This window comes from Cupriavidus sp. L7L (genome assembly GCF_004353535.1).
GTDB lineage: Bacteria > Pseudomonadota > Gammaproteobacteria > Burkholderiales > Burkholderiaceae > Cupriavidus > Cupriavidus oxalaticus_A.
On record NZ_SMNY01000009.1, the window covers coordinates 679,676 to 696,534 of the forward strand.

Annotated in this window: 17 protein-coding genes and 1 tRNA gene; 10 read left to right on the top strand and 8 right to left on the bottom strand. The window is 66.7% G+C overall.

Features of this window, described 5'->3' with window-relative positions; all coding sequences use genetic code 11:
- Positions 1-100: 100 nt before the first annotated feature.
- Positions 101-1,039: a pirin family protein gene (locus E1J61_RS11025; RefSeq protein ID WP_133094072.1), complete on the bottom strand. Its 939-nt coding sequence runs from the start codon at positions 1,037-1,039 to the stop codon at positions 101-103.
- A 675-nt stretch (positions 1,040-1,714) separates the two neighbouring features.
- On the opposite strand from E1J61_RS11025, the gene E1J61_RS11030 reads away from it, so the two are divergent.
- The 5 genes from E1J61_RS11030 to E1J61_RS11050 are packed head-to-tail and all read left to right on the top strand — an operon-like array spanning position 1,715 to position 5,664.
- On the top strand, positions 1,715-2,431 hold the full coding sequence (locus E1J61_RS11030) for an ABC transporter permease (protein ID WP_133094073.1): 717 nt from the start codon (positions 1,715-1,717) through the stop codon (positions 2,429-2,431).
- A gap of 26 nt (positions 2,432-2,457) precedes the next feature.
- Positions 2,458-3,399 (top strand): glycine betaine ABC transporter substrate-binding protein, encoded by a 942-nt coding sequence (locus E1J61_RS11035; RefSeq protein WP_133094074.1) that lies wholly within the window; start codon positions 2,458-2,460, stop codon positions 3,397-3,399.
- A gap of 22 nt (positions 3,400-3,421) precedes the next feature.
- Positions 3,422-4,072: an ABC transporter permease gene (locus E1J61_RS11040; RefSeq protein WP_133094239.1), complete on the top strand. Its 651-nt coding sequence runs from the start codon at positions 3,422-3,424 to the stop codon at positions 4,070-4,072.
- On the top strand, positions 4,069-5,244 hold the full coding sequence (locus E1J61_RS11045; protein WP_133094075.1) for an ATP-binding cassette domain-containing protein: 1,176 nt from the start codon (positions 4,069-4,071) through the stop codon (positions 5,242-5,244). Before E1J61_RS11040 ends, E1J61_RS11045 begins: the two co-directional genes overlap by 4 nt.
- A gap of 45 nt (positions 5,245-5,289) precedes the next feature.
- Positions 5,290-5,664, top strand: coding sequence for a hypothetical protein (locus tag E1J61_RS11050; protein ID WP_133094076.1), 375 nt, complete (start codon positions 5,290-5,292; stop codon positions 5,662-5,664).
- Positions 5,665-5,707: 43 nt separating this feature from the next.
- Here E1J61_RS11050 and E1J61_RS11055 read toward each other — a convergent pair.
- Positions 5,708-5,797: transfer RNA gene (locus E1J61_RS11055), tRNA-Ser, on the bottom strand.
- 312 nt (positions 5,798-6,109) lie between these two features.
- Here E1J61_RS11055 and E1J61_RS11060 point away from each other — a divergent pair.
- Complete coding sequence (locus E1J61_RS11060) at positions 6,110-6,616, top strand: glycine zipper 2TM domain-containing protein (protein WP_133094077.1); 507 nt, start codon at positions 6,110-6,112, stop codon at positions 6,614-6,616.
- Positions 6,617-6,702: 86 nt separating this feature from the next.
- Here E1J61_RS11060 and hemW read toward each other — a convergent pair whose 3' ends face one another.
- The 5 genes from hemW to E1J61_RS11085 all read right to left on the bottom strand — a co-directional run bounded on the left by hemW (position 6,703) and on the right by E1J61_RS11085 (position 11,408).
- Complete coding sequence (gene hemW, locus E1J61_RS11065; RefSeq protein ID WP_133094078.1) at positions 6,703-7,947, bottom strand: radical SAM family heme chaperone HemW; 1,245 nt, start codon at positions 7,945-7,947, stop codon at positions 6,703-6,705.
- Complete coding sequence (rdgB, locus tag E1J61_RS11070; protein WP_133094079.1) at positions 7,944-8,561, bottom strand: RdgB/HAM1 family non-canonical purine NTP pyrophosphatase; 618 nt, start codon at positions 8,559-8,561, stop codon at positions 7,944-7,946. Before rdgB ends, hemW begins: the two co-directional genes overlap by 4 nt.
- Positions 8,562-8,575: 14 nt before the next feature.
- The gene (gene rph, locus E1J61_RS11075; protein WP_133094080.1) at positions 8,576-9,295 is read right to left on the bottom strand and encodes a ribonuclease PH; all 720 of its coding nucleotides are present in this window, start codon (positions 9,293-9,295) and stop codon (positions 8,576-8,578) included.
- 108 nt (positions 9,296-9,403) lie between these two features.
- Complete coding sequence (locus E1J61_RS11080) at positions 9,404-10,318, bottom strand: PP2C family serine/threonine-protein phosphatase (RefSeq protein WP_133094081.1); 915 nt, start codon at positions 10,316-10,318, stop codon at positions 9,404-9,406.
- A gap of 55 nt (positions 10,319-10,373) precedes the next feature.
- Entirely contained in the window at positions 10,374-11,408 is a 1,035-nt protein-coding gene (locus E1J61_RS11085) for a serine/threonine-protein kinase (RefSeq protein WP_133094082.1), read from the bottom strand.
- Positions 11,409-11,622: 214 nt separating this feature from the next.
- On the opposite strand from E1J61_RS11085, the gene E1J61_RS11090 reads away from it, so the two are divergent.
- The 4 genes from E1J61_RS11090 to E1J61_RS11105 all read left to right on the top strand — a co-directional run bounded on the left by E1J61_RS11090 (position 11,623) and on the right by E1J61_RS11105 (position 16,188).
- Positions 11,623-12,558, top strand: coding sequence for a YicC/YloC family endoribonuclease (locus E1J61_RS11090; RefSeq protein ID WP_133094083.1), 936 nt, complete (start codon positions 11,623-11,625; stop codon positions 12,556-12,558).
- A gap of 45 nt (positions 12,559-12,603) precedes the next feature.
- Positions 12,604-13,266, top strand: coding sequence for a guanylate kinase (gene gmk / locus E1J61_RS11095; protein WP_133094084.1), 663 nt, complete (start codon positions 12,604-12,606; stop codon positions 13,264-13,266).
- A 95-nt stretch (positions 13,267-13,361) separates the two neighbouring features.
- Positions 13,362-13,565: a DNA-directed RNA polymerase subunit omega gene (gene rpoZ, locus E1J61_RS11100; RefSeq protein ID WP_006578656.1), complete on the top strand. Its 204-nt coding sequence runs from the start codon at positions 13,362-13,364 to the stop codon at positions 13,563-13,565.
- Positions 13,566-13,656: 91 nt separating this feature from the next.
- On the top strand, positions 13,657-16,188 hold the full coding sequence (locus tag E1J61_RS11105; RefSeq protein ID WP_243736831.1) for a bifunctional (p)ppGpp synthetase/guanosine-3',5'-bis(diphosphate) 3'-pyrophosphohydrolase: 2,532 nt from the start codon (positions 13,657-13,659) through the stop codon (positions 16,186-16,188).
- A gap of 98 nt (positions 16,189-16,286) precedes the next feature.
- On the opposite strand, the gene greB is transcribed toward E1J61_RS11105, so the two are convergent.
- Complete coding sequence (greB, locus tag E1J61_RS11110; protein WP_133094085.1) at positions 16,287-16,850, bottom strand: transcription elongation factor GreB; 564 nt, start codon at positions 16,848-16,850, stop codon at positions 16,287-16,289.
- Positions 16,851-16,859 lie beyond the last annotated feature (9 nt).

Here is a 16,859-nt window from a genome sequence, read left to right on the forward strand (position 1 = left end):
AGGCGGCGGCCTTTGAGATTGTTTTCTCCCCTTGCGCCCCTCTCCCGCGGGCGGGAGAGGGGCGCAAGCCGGCGGCGCGGTGACGGCCTGGAGCCCGTCCTCAGGCACCGTTCCCAGCCGCGATGGTCGCGAATCGCCCATCCCGGAAATCCGCCAGCGTCTGGTAGATCTGCTCCTGCGTGTTCATCACGAACGGGCCGTACTGCGCAATCGGCTCGTTCAGCGGCTTGCCGGCGATCAGCAGGAAGCGCGCGTCGGCGTTGGCCCGCACCACCACGCCGTCAGCCGTGCCGGCGTTGTCCAGTACGCCCATGCGCTGGGCCTCGACCACCGCGCGGTCGCCGTCGTCGCCCTCGTCGCCGATCGACACCTCGCCCTGGTACACGTACACAAAGGCGTTATGCCCGGCCGGCAGCGCCTGCGTGAACACCTGGCCTGCCGGCAGGTGCACGTCGAGGTAGAGCGGCTCGGTCACCGGGCGCGCCACCGCGCCGGCCACGCCATGGCTGGCGCCGGCCAGCACGCGAACCGTGCCCCCATTGTCCAGTGCCACCGTCGGAATCTCGGCCGACGGCATGTCGCGGTACCACGGCGCGGTCATCTTGTCCGCGGCCGGCAGGTTCAGCCAGAGCTGGAAGCCTTCCATGCGGCCGTCTTCCTGCTCGGGCATTTCCGAGTGCACCACGCCGGCGCCGGCCACCATCCACTGGGCGCCGCCGTTCTGCAGCAGGCCTTCGTTGCCGGCGCTGTCGCGATGGCGCATGCGGCCGGCCAGCATGTAGGTGATGGTCTCGAAGCCGCGGTGCGGGTGATCGGGGAAGCCGCCGATGTAGTCGTCCTTGCTGTCGGTGCCGAAGGCATCGAGCATCAGGAACGGGTCCAGCCGGCGCTGCAGGTTCTGTGTCAGCACGCGGGTCAGCTTGACGCCGGCGCCGTCGGACGTGGCGATGCCCCGCACGACGCGGTCCACGGTGCGCGAGCGTTGCACGCTTTCCGCGGCGGTGGCGGGAGCGGTGGTGAAGGGGGTACGGATGTCCATGTCTTTCTCCGGTGGGAGGGAAGCGCTGCGATCGTGCCGCGCGGTCCCGTCGTTTCAGCTACCCCGTCAATTTAGTGGTTTGGCTGGGAAAGAGTAGAGGGCGGGAAGGGAACAGATTGTTCTACTCATAGGCATAGCGCGAAGGAGTCGCTATCAAAATTGGAACGGCGCACCCGGCGCCGCAAGCCCGGGAAAACCGGTGCCCTGAACGCCTCCCAAAAGCATAAAATTGCCGCAAAATTGGCGCCGGAAGGCGGAAAGATGACAAAATAAAAGAAGATCGCTATAATAGCGCTCTCATTGTCATCCGTTGATGTGATTTGCAAGGTGGCCGATTCCGCGCCAGCCCTTGCCAGTCAACGGCCGATGGATCGGCGGCGCGTCGAAAAACCTCAATACCTGCGCTGCCACAGGCCAACTGGTCGCCACGCTTGAAGCGTCGCCGGTTGCGCCGCTTCAGGGAATGTCCGGCCGCATGCCGGCATCCCGTCAATCGGGCTCCCCGCCAACGCGGAAGGCCCACAGACCGTCCGCCGGCAATCGTGCCGGTCATGGCGGCAATGCAATCTGAACCGGGCGGGTGGCGCCTCCATCTCCGCAACCACCAGCCCATATTGTTTTCCGCGATCTGGAAGTGGCGTCTTGCGCTCTTTTCCGGCCGGAAGAGGGGAGAGTATGTCAAAGCAATCGGCCCGGTCTTTCGCCTGGGCAGGACTGACGCTTGCCGCGATCGCCGCACTGGTCGCGTGGATCGGCGTCGATGTGATTCGGAAATATCAGGAACGCCTGATTTACGACGTTGCCGACCACCTGCGCCTGGTCGCGATCTCGATGACGCTGGCGCTGGCCACCGGCATCCCGGCCGGCATCGCGCTGAGCCGCCCGTGCATGCGCCGCTGGGCCGACCGGCTGATGCAGGTCTTCAACGTCGGCAACACGGTGCCGTCGCTGGCGGTGCTGGCACTCGCGCTGGCAGTGCTCGGCATCGGCGAGCGCCCGGCGATCCTGGCGCTGTGGCTGGCTTCGCTGCTGCCGATCGTGCGCAACACCTACGAGGGGCTGCGCAACGTTTCGCCCACGCTGCTGGAAGCGGCGCGCGGCATCGGCATGACCCCGGTGCAGCGGCTGGTGCGCGTGGAACTGCCCAACGCGCTGCCGGTGATGCTGGCCGGCATCCGCATTGCGCTGGTGATCAACGTCGGCACGGTGCCGCTGTCGTTCCTGATCGGTGCCAACAGCCTGGGCGAACTGATCTTCCCGGGCATCTACCTGAACAACCAGTCGCTGCTGCTGCTGGGCGCGGCCGCCACCGCGCTGCTGGCACTGGCACTGGACGCGTTGTTCGCCGCTGCCGGCCAGGTGTACCTGCGCCGCCGCGGGCTGGTGCGCTGAACAAAGGGGCCGACATGAAAGACCCAATGCAATTTATCCGCCGCCGCGCGCGGCGCGCCGCGATGCTGGTGGCGGCTGTTACCGCGTTCGCGGCAGGGCTGGCGCTGGCCGCGGCGCCCGATGCGCACGCCGCCGATGCTGCCGCAGCACCGATCCGCGTGGGCGGCAAGAACTTTACCGAGCAGCTGCTGCTGTCGTCGATGACGTCTAAGTACCTGCGCGCCAAGGGCCTCACCACCGAGTTGACCGCCGGGCTGGGCAGCACGCTGATGCGCCAGGCCATGGAGAGCAACCAGCTCGACGTGGTCTGGGACTACACCGGCACCGCGCTGATCGTGTTCAACAAGGTCCAGGAAAAGCTGGGCGCGAAGGAAAGCTATGAGCGCGTCAGGCAGATGGACGGCGCACGCGGCCTGGTGTGGCTGGATGCCTCGGGCATCAACAACACCTACGCGCTGGCGATGCCGAAGGAACGCGCCGGCAAAGGCGTGACTACGCTGTCGGTGTTTGCCGAGCAGATGCGCAAGGCCGGCGCCGACGCCACCCATCCGTTCGCGGTCGACATGGAATTCGCAGCGCGCCCGGATGGCCTGGAGCCGCTCAAGGACCTGTACAAGCTGCCGTTCTCGCGCCGCGACGTGATCCAGCTCGACCCCGGCCTGGTCTACACCGCGCTGAAGAACAACCAGGTCGAGCTGGGCCTGGTCTATGCCACCGATGGCCGCGTCAAGGGCTTCGACCTCGTGCTGCTGGAAGACGACCTGCATTTCTTCCCGCCGTACAACGCGGTGCCGGTGGTGCGCAAGCCCGTGCTCGACAAGCACCCGCAGCTGGCGGGCCTGCTCAACGCACTCGCTGCCAAGCTCGACAACCAGAGCATGACCGACATGAACTACAAGGTGGACATCGGCCAGCAGCCGGTGGACAAGGTCGCGGAGGACTTCCTGCGCAGCCACGGACTGATCTGAGGAGGGCCGCATGGACCTGCGAATGGACATATTTGGTTACCTGCAGCACAGCTGGCCCACGCTGCTGAAAATGACCGGCGAGCATCTCGCGCTGGTCGGCTCGGCGGTAGGGCTGGCGATCCTGATCGGGGTGCCGCTGGGCATCGTGATCACGCGCTTCCGCGCGCTGGCCACGCCGCTGCTGGCGCTGGCCACCATCGTGCTGACGCTGCCGTCGATCGCGCTGTTCGGACTGATGATCCCGATCTTCGCGCGCTTCGGCCATGCGCTCGGCTACGTGCCGGCGGTGACGGCGGTGTTCCTGTACTCGCTGCTGCCCATCATGCGCAACACCTACACCGCGCTGGCCAATGTCGACCCCGGCATCCAGGAAGCGGGCCGCGGCATCGGCATGACCACCTGGCAACGGATGCGGCTGGTCGACCTGCCGCTGGCGGTGCCGGTGATCCTCGGCGGCGTGCGTACCGCCGTGGTGATGAATATCGGGGTTGCCACCATTGCCGCCATCATCGGCGCGGGTGGCCTTGGGGTGCTGATCCTGCAGGCGATCAGCCAGAGCAACATGAGCAAGCTGGCCGTGGGCGCGGTCCTGGTCAGCCTGCTTGCCATCGTGGCGGACGCTTTCCTGCAGTGGTTGCAGCGGGCGCTGACGCCGAAGGGGATCCGTCTATGATCGAACTCGACCAACTCACCAAGTCCTTCCAGCAGAAAGACGGCACCGAAGTGCGTGCCGTCGACGCCGTGTCGCTGACGGTGCCGCGCGGCGAGATCTGCGTCTTCCTGGGCCCGTCGGGCTGCGGCAAGACCACCACGCTGAAGATGATCAACCGGCTGATCGAGCCCACTTCCGGCACGGTGCGCATCGAGGGCGAGGACACGCGCGGCATCGACGGCGTGACCCTGCGCCGCAAGATCGGCTACGTGATCCAGCAGATCGGCCTGTTCCCCAACATGACCATCGAAGAGAACATCATGGTCGTGCCGCGCCTGCTCGGCTGGGACAAGAAGCAGTGCCGCGAGCGCGCGTGCGAGCTGATGGCGATGGTGCAGCTCGATCCCAACCTGATGCTCGACCGCCACCCGCGCGAGCTGTCTGGCGGGCAGCAGCAGCGCATCGGCGTGATCCGAGCGCTGGCGGCCGATGCGCCGGTGTTGCTGATGGACGAGCCGTTCGGAGCGGTCGACCCGATCAACCGCGAGAGCATCCAGAACGAATTCCTGCAGATGCAGCGCCAGCTCGGCAAGACCGTGATCATGGTCTCGCACGATATCGACGAGGCGATCAAGCTGGCCGACAAGGTGGCGGTGTTCCGCCGCGGCAAGCTGGTGCAGTTCGACCACCCCGACGCGCTGCTGGCGCACCCGGCCGATGAGTTCGTGCAGGCCTTTGTCGGCCACGACAATACGCTCAAGCGCCTGCTGCTGGTGCGCGCCGGCGACGCCGCCACCATGCCGCCGAGCTGCCGCCCCGACATGCCGCTGGCCGAGGCGCTGGGCGTGATGGATGATGCCGACGTGCGCCACCTGCCGGTGGTGGACGATGCGCAGCGCGCGCTGGGCTATGTCACGCGCCGCGACGCGCGCCCGGGCAAGGGCGTGTGCAGCGACGTGATGCGCCCGTTTGCGGTCACCGCTGCGTTCGACGAGCACCTGCGCATCGTGCTGTCGCGCATGTACCAGCACAACACCAGCTGGCTGCCGGTGATGGGCGCGGACGGCGACTACCTGGGTGAAGTGACGCAGGAATCGATCGCGGGCTACCTCAGTTCCGGCCGCTCGCGCGGCCAGTCGGCGCTGGCGCTGCCGGCGGTTGCCGCGCCGGCGACGCTGCGCGCGGCGGCCTGAGCGCAACGCACGGCAGAGTGCGGGCATCCGGGCTATGCTTGACACATGCTCCGCTACTGCCGCTCGCCGCTATGCCTCGTCGTCGAAACCCGCTGGCTGATCCCGCGCGGGTTTGACGGCTTTACGCCCGGGCCGCTGATCCTGCTGCGGCCCGGCGCCAGCGACGCGCTGATCGAGCACGAGAAGGTCCACGTGCGCCAGTTCTGGCGCAGCTGGGGGCTGATGGGCGTGCTGTATCTCGCCAGCCGACGCTGGCGGCTGCGCTATGAAGTGGAGGCGTACCGGGAGCAGTTGCGGTACTGTCACCCGGACTCGGCACACGCCTTTGCGCGCGTGCTGGCTAAGAAGTACCGGCTGAAGATTTCTGAGGCGGAAGCCTACCGGTTGCTGACGCAGAGTCCCGAATCCACTTCCAAATAAGAAGGGCCCGCACCGGTTGCCTGGTGCGGGCCGTCTTGCTGTCTGGCGGAAGCGGTGAGATTCGAACTCACGGATGGGTCACCCCATCGGCAGTTTTCAAGACTGCTGCCTTAAACCACTCGGCCACGCTTCCGGAAAGTGCGGGCATTGTAGCGCGAAAGGGCGGGTCCCTCGGCGCCGCGTTGCCATCGACCTGAAGGTCAGGCCGCGCATTATACAAGGCCACGCGGGCAACGGGGTGCTCTTGCAGCGCGGCGAGGCGGCATGCGTAAACTTCCTGCCACACCGCTGGCCTCGGCTGTCGGCGTCTGTCTGACACCGCGGAACCTTCACATGGGACTGCTGCTCATATTGGAGTGCACGGGGTCGCGGCGTGTGCCGCCGGTGTGTGCTGCCGGTGTGTGCTGCAATCCCTGCTTCGACTGGCAACAGAGGAGAACTCAAAATGCGAATGCAAAGCAAGAAATGGCTGATCCTGCCGGCAGCTACCGCGGTGGCGGTGCTGGCCGGTTGTGCTGCGCCGTACAACGGCGGTTACAGCAATACCGGCTACAACACGGCGCCGCCCCCGGGCTACCAGACCCCCAACACCACGCAGGCGCCTGCCGGCTCGGTGTACTACGGCCGTGTGGAATCGATCGAGCCGATCACCTCCACGCAAGGCAGCTCTGGCCTGCTGGGCACGGTCATCGGCGGTGCCGCCGGCGGCCTGCTGGGCCATCAGATCGGCGGCGGGCGCGGGCAGACCGCGGCCACCATCGGCGGTGCCGTGGTCGGCGCGGTAGCGGGCAACCAGATCGAGAAGCGTGCGGGCAGCAATACGCAGACCGCGTATCGCGTCAACGTGCGCCTGGACGACGGCCGCGTCGCGACGGTGACCCAGTCGAACCTGGGCAACCTGCAAGTGGGCATGCGCGCACGCGTGGCCAACGATATGGCGACGCCGTACTGACGCTGACGGCGGTCAGAAAGCAGAAGGCCACGCGCTTGCGTGGCCTTTCTCGTTGAGACTTACCGGGACGCCGCAGCGTCCACAACTCAGTCCTTCAGGAACATCTCCTGCAGGTCATTCAGGAAGCGCCGCCCCAGCTCCGTCGGCCGGATGGTGGTCAGGTCCGCTTCCAGCAGTCCCTTCTTCTCGGCTTCGGCGAGTTGCTTGCTGATGGTGTGCAGCGGCAGCCCGGTGTAGTCGTGGAAGCTCGATGCCGGCACGCCATCGGTCAGACGCAACGCATTGAGCATGAACTCGAACGGCAACTCGTCGGCGCTCACATCGCGCGCCTCCTGCACGGCATTGCCGGCAAGCGCCTGCTCCATGTAGGTAGCGGGATGCTTGTGCCGCATCTGGCGCAGGATGCGGTGCGGGAACGACAGCTTGCCGTGCGCGCCCGCGCCGATGCCGAGGTAATCGCCGAAACGCCAGTAGTTGAGGTTATGGCGCGCCTCGCGATGCGGCCTGGCATAGGCCGAGGTCTCGTAGTGGCGATAGCCCGCCTCGGCCGTGCGTGCCTCGATCAGGTCCTGCATTTCGTACGCGCTGTCGTCGTCCGGCAGCGCGGGCGGGAACTTGGCGAACAGCGTGTTCGGCTCCAGCGTCAGGTGATACAGCGACAGGTGCGTGGTGCCGTACGACAGCGCGGTCTCCAGGTCCTGCCGGCATTCTTCCAGCGTCTGCCCGGGCAGGGCGTACATCACGTCGAGGTTGATGTTGTCGAAGCTCGCCTGCGCGATATCGATCGCCTTGCGCGCCTCGGCGCCGCCATGGATGCGCCCGAGCGCCTGCAGGTGCCGGTCGTTGAAGCTCTGGATGCCGATCGACAGCCGGTTGATGCCGCTGGCGCGGTAGCTGGCAAACTTGTCGGACTCGAAGGTGCCAGGGTTGGCTTCCATCGTGATCTCGGCGTCGGCATCGAGCGGCAGCAAGGCGCGGATATCGGACAGCAGCCGGTCCATGCCAGCGGCCGACAGCAGGCTGGGCGTGCCGCCGCCGATAAAGACGGTATGGACAGGGCGGCCCCACACCAGCGGCAGCGATTGCTCGAGGTCCGCGCGCAATGCGTCCAGGTAGATCTCTTCCGGGATCTCGTGGTTGTCGGCGCCCGGCGCCGCGTGCGAATTGAAATCGCAATACGGGCACTTTCGCACGCACCACGGGATATGCACGTACAGCGACAGCGGCGGCGACCCCGGCAGGCTGATTTGCCCGGGCTTGAGCCACAGCTGCTTGCTGTCGACGGGGGAGGCGGCGGACGGCGCGCTGCCGGCCGGTACGATCGGGATCATCGGCCGTTGCGCTGCGCGGCGTCGGCTTGCAGCCTGGCCACCAGTGCGCGCAGAGCTTGCGCGCGGTGGCTGACGGCGTTCTTCTCTTCCGCCGACAGCTCGGCGGCAGTCCTGCCCAGCCCCGGCAGCAGGAAATGCGGATCGTAGCCAAAGCCGCCCGCGCCGCGGGGCGCGTCGACGACCTCGCCATGCCACACGCCTTCGGCGATCAGCGGGCAGGGATCCTCGGCATGGCGCACGAACACCAGCACGCAGTAGTAGTGCGCATGGCGGTCCAGCTTGCCGGCCAGTTGCGATACCAGGTAAGCGTTGTTGGCCGCATCCGACCTGGGCTTGCCGGCCATCTGCGCATAGCGCGCCGAATATACGCCCGGCGCGCCGCCGAGCGCGCGCGCACTGATGCCGGAGTCATCGGCCAGCGCGGGCAGCCCGGACAGCCGGCTGGCGTGGCGTGCCTTGGCCAGGGCATTCTCGACAAAGGTGACGAAGGGCTCCTCGGCCTCCGGGATGCCCAGTTCGCCCTGCGGCACCACGTCGAAGCCGAGCGGTGCCAGCAGCGTGCCGAACTCGCGCAGCTTGCCGGGATTGTTGGAGGCCAGTACCAGTCGTTGCATGGTCGGATCCCGCTTCAGGCCAGGCCGAGCGCTTCGCGCTGGTGCCGCACCAGGCGGGCGATGCCGGCTTCGGCCAGGCGCGTCATGGCGTCGAGGTCGGCGCGGCTGAATGGCGCGCCTTCGGCAGTGCCCTGCACCTCCACAAAGCCGCCGCTGCCGGTCATGACCACGTTCATGTCGGTGTCGCAGCTGCTGTCCTCGGCGTAGTCGAGGTCGAGCACCGGCACGCCGTCGACCATGCCGACCGAGACCGCGGCCACGTGGTCGCGGATCGGGCTGGCGGCAATCAGGCCATCGCGCAGCATCGTGGCGACCGCGTCGTGCGCGGCGACGAAGGCGCCGGTGATGGCAGCGGTGCGGGTGCCGCCGTCGGCCTGCAGCACGTCGCAGTCGAGGTGGATGGTGTATTCGCCCAGCGCCGCCAGGTCGAACACCGAGCGCATGGCACGGCCGATCAGGCGCTGGATTTCCTGCGTGCGGCCGGTCTGCTTGCCGCGCGCGGCCTCGCGGTCCGAGCGCGTGTGGGTGGCGCGGGGCAGCATGCCGTACTCGGCCGTCACCCAGCCTTCGCCGCTGCCTTTCTTGTGCGGCGGCACCTTGGCGAGCACGCTGGCGGTGCACAGCACCTTGGTATCGCCAAAGGCACAGAGGACTGAGCCCTCGGCGTGGCGGGTGTAGTGGCGGGTAAGGCTGATGGAACGCAGCGCATCGGCTGCGCGGCCGCTGGGTCGCATGGAATGTTCGGGTCGGAATCGGGGGAGAGACCGCGATTCTACCGCCGCCGGCCCGCGCGCGCTGCATACCGGCGCGCGGTGAAGGGCAAAGGCCGCCCGCGAACCGGGTCAGCGCATCAGGTTGCTGGTCTTGTCGATGGCGGCGCGGATCTCGGCGATCGAGCGCTCGATCTCTTCCTCGGACAGCAGGTCGCTGTCCGTGCCGGTGCGGTCCAGGATCGACGTGGTGAACGCGTTCAGCGGCAGCGTATCGGTCATCACCGAATCCGGCCCGGTGGTGTTGTTGTCCAGCTCCCACATCATGGCGATGCCGGTGGTGTTGTCGGCACCTTCGCCGGCGTTCTGCAGCGCCTGCTCGATCAGCGCCGGCACCGCCTGCACCACCGACAGCCGCGACAGCTTGTCGACCAGCGCCTGGTCGTCCAGCGGCCCCCACAGGCCGTCGGAGCAGAGCAGGGCGACATCGCCGGGCTCCAGCCGCACCGGGCCGCCCAGGTCGATCAGCGGCAGGTTGGGCGAGCCCAGGCAGTTGTAGAGCTTGTTGCGCTCGGGGTGGTTGGCCACGTGCATCGGCAGCACGCGTTCCTGCTGCAGCAGGTTCTCGATCTTGGAATGGTCGCGCGTGCGCGTCAGCAGCCGGCCCTTGCGCAACAGGTAGTAGCGCGAATCGCCGGCATGGGCCCAGTAGACCTGGCCGTGCTGGACCAGGCAGCAGACCACCGTGGTGCGCGGCACGTCGGCCATGCGATTGGCTTCCGCGTAGCGGTGGATCTCGCGATGCGCCAGCATGATAGTGTCCTGCAGGAACTCCGCGGGGTTTCGTATCGCCGGGCGGGCCTGGGCCTGGAACTGCCGCGCCAGCGTCTGCAGCGCCTGCTGCGCTGCGACTTCACCGTGCGCATGGCCGCCGAGCCCGTCGGCCAGCACCATCAGCAGCGCGTCGCGCGTGAAGCAATAGCCCATGCGGTCCTGGTTGACGCGGCGGCCGCCTTTCCTGCTTTCCTGGTAGACAGAGAATCGCATGTTGGCTTCGGAAATTCAGTAAGGTCACCGCGCCCCGATGGGCGCGATTTGTGATTTATTCTACGCTCGCGCCGGAGGCCGGCTCGTCGCGGCGGCGCAGCAGCGTAAGGAAGCGCGAAGCGGGGGCAGGGCGCTCGACGGGGGCCGGCGGCGGCGCCAGCAGCGTCTGCCCGCTCAGCGCGTTGGTCTGCTCGCGCAGTTCCTTCTGCAGCCTGAATACGCTCTGCGGCCGCTCCGACGGCACCAGCCGCAGGCACCATTCGACCAGGTCGACCAGGCCGTTGGTATAGCTGCTGCGCAGCCGCACCAGCGCCTCGCCCATGCGGTCTTCCTTCTCGCGCTGGTTGGCTTCCTGCGGCGGCATGCCGGCCATGCAGGCATAGAGCGTGGCGCCCAGGCTGTAGATATCGGTCCAGGGCCCCAGGTCGGAATGCTTGCCGTACAGTTCGGGCGCGGCGAAGCCGGGCGTGTACATCGGCTGGAAGCGCGCCGCTTCCATGGTCAGCGTCTGCCGCGCGGCGCCGAAATCCAGCAGGATCGGCGACTCGTCCTCGCGCAGGTAGATGTTGCCGGGCTTGATGTCCAGGTGCAGCAGCTTGTGGATATGCACTTCACGCAGGCCGCTCATCAGGTCGTGGAAGACCTTGCGCATGAAATGCTCGCGCAGCACCTTGGCGCGGCCCTGCTGCCGGGCCGCCAGCACGTGCTCCTGCAGCGTCTTGCCCAGCTCGTAGTTCATCACCATGTAGACCGTGGCGTTCTCGCGGAAGAAATTCACCACGCGCACCACGCTCGGATGGGAAATGCGGGCCAGCGAGCGACCTTCTTCAAAGAAGTACTTGAGGCCGAGGCGGAATGCCGCGGCGTTTTCCTCGGGCACCACGGGGATCAGTTCGCCCGGGTTGCGCCGCGCCAGCGACGACGGCAGGTACTCCTTGATCGCGACCGGCGCGCCGGTTTCATCGGTGGCCAGGTAGACGAAACTGAACCCCCCGCTGGCCAACTTCTTTACAATACGATAGTTGGACAACAGCGTGCCGACGGGCAGCGGTGCACTCTTCGGTTGTGTCGTGCCCTTGGACTCTGTCATGGGAATAGGGGCCGGATTTGCCTCCGCGGATGACTCCGCAGATTTGCCAACGGATTGTCCGGGCTAATCGGTCACTTGTAAAGAACACAAATACGGGCATTGTTGCCCTCCTTTCAACGTTGAGAGCGCTCCCGGTCCGGTTGCGGGAGGCTCGGGGAGGGTGCCCGCGGGCCGCCAGCGCCCCCGGGGCCGCCTCCACTCACGAGAATATCCAATGATCCACAGCATGACAGGCTATGGCCTGGCGACGCGCCAGGCGCCACTGACCAACGCACAGGGCGAGCCGAGCGGTCGCACCGCCTCCGTTTCGGTGGAATTCCGCACTGTCAATTCGCGTTTCCTCGACCTGTTGTTCCGGGCCCCGGAAGAGTGCCGCGCCTTTGAGCCGGCGCTGCGCGAGATGCTGATGGCCGAGCTGTCGCGCGGCAAGCTGGAATGCCGCATCAACCTGCAGCGCACCGATTCGGGCGGCGCCACGCTGGCGCTCAACGACAGCCTGCTGTCGCAGATCCGCGCGCTGGAGACCACCGTGGCCGGCACCTTCCCCAGCGCCGGCACGCTGCGCATGGGCGAGATCCTGCGCTGGCCGGGCGTGCTGGTCGAGCCCGAGCTGTCGCAGGACGCGCTGCGCGAAGCCGTGACCGGCGCCGCGCGCGAGGCACTGGACCAGCTGCTGGAAGCGCGCCGCCGCGAGGGCGAGGCGCTCAAGGCGGCGCTGATGGAGCGCGTCGATGCCATGCTGGCGATCGTCGAGCGCCTGACGCCGGCGATCCCGCAGCTGATCGCGCACCACCAGCAGAAGCTGACCGAGCGCCTGCAGGAAGCGTTCAACCTGGCCGCGCCCACCGGCATGCCGTCGATGAGCCGCGACGAGATTGCCGAGCGCATCCGCCAGGAAGCCACCGTCTACGGCATCCGCATCGACATCGCGGAAGAGCTGTCGCGGCTGCAGGCACACCTGAACGAGACCCGCCATATCCTGAAGAAGGGTGGGCAGGTCGGCAAGCGACTCGACTTCATGATGCAGGAGCTCAATCGCGAGGCCAACACGCTCGGTTCCAAGGCCGCCGCCAAGGAACTGGCCGATGCCTCGATGGAGCTCAAGCTGCTGATCGAGCAGATGCGCGAGCAGGTCCAGAACCTCGAATAACGCAGTAAAAAACCAGAATCACCCCGAAGTCACCGAATCATCATCATGAGCCAAACGTCTCAAACCGCGCCGCATCCTCCCATCGACACCGTCTACCCGGGCAACCTGTTCATGGTGGTGGCGCCGTCGGGAGCCGGCAAGTCGACGCTGGTCAACGCGCTGCTGGCGCAGGACCCGGCCATCCGGCTGTCGATCTCGCACACCACGCGCGCGCCGCGCCCGGGCGAGCAGGACGGTCGCGAATACCACTTCGTCACCGTCGACGCCTTCCGCGCCGCGCGCGACCGCGGCGATTTCCTGGAGTGGGCCGAGGTCCATGGCAACTACTACGCGACCTCGCGCGTGTGGATCGAGCAGCAGATGGCGCAAGGCAACGACGTGCTGCTCGAGATCGACTGGCAGGGCGCGCAGCAGGTGCACCAGCGCTTCTCCAACGCGGTCGAGATCTTTATCCTGCCGCCGTCGCTGACCGCGCTGGAAGAGCGCCTGAAGAAGCGCGGCCAGGACGAGCCCAACGTGATCGTGCGCCGGCTGCTGGCGGCGGGCAGCGAGATGTCGCATGCGTCGGAGTCGGACTACGTCATCATCAACGAGGTCTTCGACGATGCGCTGGAAGAGCTGCGCAACGTGGTTCGGGCCACCCGTCTGCGCTTTTCGTCGCAAAAGGCACGGCACGCGGAGCTGTTCATCGAGCTCGGCATCCACTGAGCCGAGGCACGCGAGCGCAGGCGCCGCCGGCGTTTTCCGCCGCGTGCTGTAAAATAGCAACCCAACACAAGGTTTTGTCCCAAGGTGGATTTGATATGGCGCGTATTACCGTCGAAGATTGTCTGAAACACATCCCGAATCGTTTCGAGCTCGCCCTGGCGGCCACGTACCGTGCGCGCCAGCTGGTGCAGGGCCACACGCCCAAGGTCGAGGCCAAGGACAAGCCGACCGTGGTGGCACTGCGCGAGATCGCGTCGGGCCAGGTCGGCATCGAGATGCTGAAGAAGGTCCCGACCTGATCGACCCGATCGAGCGGCCGGCCCATGGCTCATCCTCGCAACGTGCCAGCATATTTCCAGGCTCTCCAGCCGGATTCCAGGGGCCGCCGCCATGCCTTCGCCGCAACCGCCCTCCCAGCCTTCCTCTCCGTCGACGCCCGCGGCGGGCGCGCACGGCGATGCGGCACCGCCCACGGCGCGTAAGCGCACCATCCCGGGCCAGTCTTCCGTGAACGCGCGCACCGGCGCTCCCAATCTTCCCGATCCGCTCGGCGACGATGTCGTCGGGGAGCGTGCCGTCGCGCCCGCGCTGGCGCCGGGCAAGGCGAGGGCGCCCGCGCCGCAGGATGAGCTGGCCGCAGTGCAGGAAGCGACGCCTCCGGTGGCGGACAGCCTGTTTATCGATGCAGTGCTGGCGCAGTCATACCGGCACTTCTTCGGGCCGACCTCGCAGCCGGCGGTACCGCCGCGCCAGCAGGTCATTTCCATCACCCGGCTGATGGAAAAGCTCGCGTACCTGAAGGCGCCCGACCTGGCGCGCGTACGCGAAGCCTTCCAGTTTTCCGACGAGGCCCACCTGGGCCAGTACCGCCAGAGCGGCGAGCCCTACATCACACATCCGGTGGCGGTGGCGGAGCTGTGCGCGGACTGGAAGCTGGATGTGCAGTCCATCATGGCGGCGCTGCTGCACGACGTGATGGAAGACCAGGGCATCACCAAGAGCGAACTGGCCGAGAAATTCGGCCCCAAGGTCGCCGAACTGGTCGATGGCCTGACCAAGCTGGACAAGCTCGAATTCCAGAGCCGCGAGCAGGCGCAGGCGGAAAGCTTCCGCAAGATGCTGCTGGCGATGGCGCGCGACGTGCGCGTGATCCTGGTGAAGCTGGCCGACCGTACGCACAACATGCGCACGCTCGACTTCGTGCCGCCGGAGAAGCGCCGCCGCATCGCGCTGGAGACCATGGAGATCTATGCGCCGATCGCGCACCGTCTCGGTCTCAACACCATCTACCGCGAACTGCAGGAACTGTCGTTCAAGGTCGGCTCGCCGTTCCGTTACGCCACGCTTGAAAAAGCGGTCAAGGCCGCGCGCGGCAACCGGCGCGAGGTGGTCAAGCGCATTCTCGAGGCGGCGCAGAAGGGGCTGGCCGATGCCGGCATCGTGGCCGAACTGTCCGGCCGCGAGAAAACGCTGTACAGCATCTACCGCAAGATGCACGACAAGCAGCTGTCGTTCTCGCAGGTGCTCGACGTGTATGGTTTCCGCGTGGTGGTGGAAACGCAGATGCACTGCTACATGGCGATGGGCGCGCTGCACGGTCTGTACAAGCCGATGCCCGGCAAGTTCAAGGACTACATCGCGATCCCCAAGATCAACGGCTACCAGTCGCTGCACACCACGCTGGTGGGCCCGTTCGGCACGCCGGTCGAGTTCCAGATCCGCACGCGCGACATGCACCAGATCGCCGAGGCCGGCGTGGCCGCGCACTGGATGTACAAGCACCAGGCCGACCACGCCAACGATATCCAGCAGCAGGCGCACCAGTGGCTGCAGTCGCTGCTCGATATCCAGAGCCAGACCGGCGATTCGCAGGAATTCCTCGAGCACGTCAAGATCGACCTGTTCCCGGATGCGGTCTACGTGTTCACGCCCAAGGGCCATATCCGCGCGCTGCCGCGCGGCGCCACCGCGCTGGACTTTGCCTACGCGGTGCACAGCGACCTGGGCAACCAGTGCGTCGCGGTCAAGATCAACAACGAGCTGCTGCCGCTGCGCACCGAACTCAAGAGCGGCGATATCGTCGAGGTGGTGACGGCGCCGTACTCCAAGCCGAATCCGGCGTGGCTGTCGTTCGTGCGCACCGGCAAGGCGCGCGCGGCGATTCGCCATTACCTGAAGACCACCAAGCTGGACGAAGCGATCCAGCTCGGCGAGCGGTTGCTGGAACAATCCGCGCGCCAGCTCGGCATCGAGCTGAAGGCGGTGCCGCAGTCGGTGTGGGACCGCATGATCCAGTGGACCGGCAACAAGCAGCGCGAAGACATCTTCGCCGACCTGGCGCTGGGCCGGCGCGTGCCGGCGGTGGTGGCCAAGCGCATGGAGATCCTGCTGCAGGAGCTGTCCGGCGACGTCGACAGCGCGCTGCTGGCGGCGGTGCAGACCTTTGCCGGCGAAGAGGCGCCCGCGGTGCCGATCACCGGCGACGAGGGCATGTCGATAATCTTCTCGGCGTGCTGCCGTCCGATCCCCGGCGATTCGATCGTGGGCTACCTGGGCAAGGGCGAAGGGCTGCAGATCCACGTGCAGGACTGCAAGATCGCCAAGCGCCTGCACAGCAAGGATCCGGAGCACTGGATCGACGTGATGTGGGCCAAGAAAACCACGCGTGCCTTCGACGTGTCGATCAAAGTGATGGTGCGCAACGTCAAGGGCATCGTCGCCCGCGTCGCCGCGGACCTGACCGCCGCCGATGCCAACGTCGCGCACGTGGCGATGGAGCAGCAGGACGGCAGCCACCAGGAAGCCACCTACATGCAGTTCATTATCCAGGTGCAGAACCGCCTGCACCTGGCCAACGTGATGCGCGGGCTGCGCCGCAACCCCGACGTCATCCGCATCTTCCGCGACCGCAACGACGGCTAGGCGGGCGTTTCAGGACGGCCCTGGCGTCGTTGTGCGGCCTTGTTGCCGTGCTACTTGTACAGTCTGCGGCCGCACGCCGCGCCAGGGCACATGCCCACTTATTGTTTCTTTGACGGGTAGCTCACTTCCAGGATATCGATCTGCTCGATCCCGGCCGGCGTGCGCAGTGGCACGGTGTCGCCTTCGCGCGCCTTGATCAGTGCCTTGGCGATCGGCGAGATCCAGCTCACGCAGTTGCTGTCCAGGTCCACTTCATCCATGCCCACGATAGTGATGGTGGTCTCTTCGCCGGCGCGGTTGGCGTAGGTGACGGTGGCGCCGAAGAAGATCTGGTCGTTGTCGCCCTGCAATGAGGGATCGACCACCTCGGCCTTGTCCAGGCGGCGCGTCAGGAAGCGGATGCGGCGGTCGATCTCGCGCAGGCGCTTCTTGCCGTAGAGATAGTCGCCGTTCTCGGAGCGGTCGCCATTGGATGCCGCCCACGAGACGATCTGCACCACATCGGGCCGGTCGACGTCGATCAGCTGCATCAGCTCATTGCGCAGGCGGTGGTAGCCTTCGGCGGTGATGTAGTTCTTGGTGCCGGGTGGCAGCGGCGTTGCGCCTTCGGGGAGGTCGTCGTCCTCGTCGCCAGAGGACTCTTTGACAAATGCCTTGTTCATGGTCCGGAT

Coding starts and splice junctions, on each gene's coding strand:
- E1J61_RS11025 (WP_133094072.1), bottom strand. CDS start 1,039: ATGGACATCCGTACCCCCTTCACCACCGCTCCCGCCACCGCCGCGGAA.
- E1J61_RS11030 (WP_133094073.1), top strand. CDS start 1,715: ATGTCAAAGCAATCGGCCCGGTCTTTCGCCTGGGCAGGACTGACGCTT.
- E1J61_RS11035 (WP_133094074.1), top strand. CDS start 2,458: ATGCAATTTATCCGCCGCCGCGCGCGGCGCGCCGCGATGCTGGTGGCG.
- E1J61_RS11040 (WP_133094239.1), top strand. CDS start 3,422: ATGGACATATTTGGTTACCTGCAGCACAGCTGGCCCACGCTGCTGAAA.
- E1J61_RS11045 (WP_133094075.1), top strand. CDS start 4,069: ATGATCGAACTCGACCAACTCACCAAGTCCTTCCAGCAGAAAGACGGC.
- E1J61_RS11050 (WP_133094076.1), top strand. CDS start 5,290: ATGCTCCGCTACTGCCGCTCGCCGCTATGCCTCGTCGTCGAAACCCGC.
- E1J61_RS11060 (WP_133094077.1), top strand. CDS start 6,110: ATGCGAATGCAAAGCAAGAAATGGCTGATCCTGCCGGCAGCTACCGCG.
- hemW (WP_133094078.1), bottom strand. CDS start 7,947: ATGATCCCGATCGTACCGGCCGGCAGCGCGCCGTCCGCCGCCTCCCCC.
- rdgB (WP_133094079.1), bottom strand. CDS start 8,561: ATGCAACGACTGGTACTGGCCTCCAACAATCCCGGCAAGCTGCGCGAG.
- rph (WP_133094080.1), bottom strand. CDS start 9,295: ATGCGACCCAGCGGCCGCGCAGCCGATGCGCTGCGTTCCATCAGCCTT.
- E1J61_RS11080 (WP_133094081.1), bottom strand. CDS start 10,318: ATGCGATTCTCTGTCTACCAGGAAAGCAGGAAAGGCGGCCGCCGCGTC.
- E1J61_RS11085 (WP_133094082.1), bottom strand. CDS start 11,408: ATGACAGAGTCCAAGGGCACGACACAACCGAAGAGTGCACCGCTGCCC.
- E1J61_RS11090 (WP_133094083.1), top strand. CDS start 11,623: ATGATCCACAGCATGACAGGCTATGGCCTGGCGACGCGCCAGGCGCCA.
- gmk (WP_133094084.1), top strand. CDS start 12,604: ATGAGCCAAACGTCTCAAACCGCGCCGCATCCTCCCATCGACACCGTC.
- rpoZ (WP_006578656.1), top strand. CDS start 13,362: ATGGCGCGTATTACCGTCGAAGATTGTCTGAAACACATCCCGAATCGT.
- E1J61_RS11105 (WP_243736831.1), top strand. CDS start 13,657: ATGCCTTCGCCGCAACCGCCCTCCCAGCCTTCCTCTCCGTCGACGCCC.
- greB (WP_133094085.1), bottom strand. CDS start 16,850: ATGAACAAGGCATTTGTCAAAGAGTCCTCTGGCGACGAGGACGACGAC.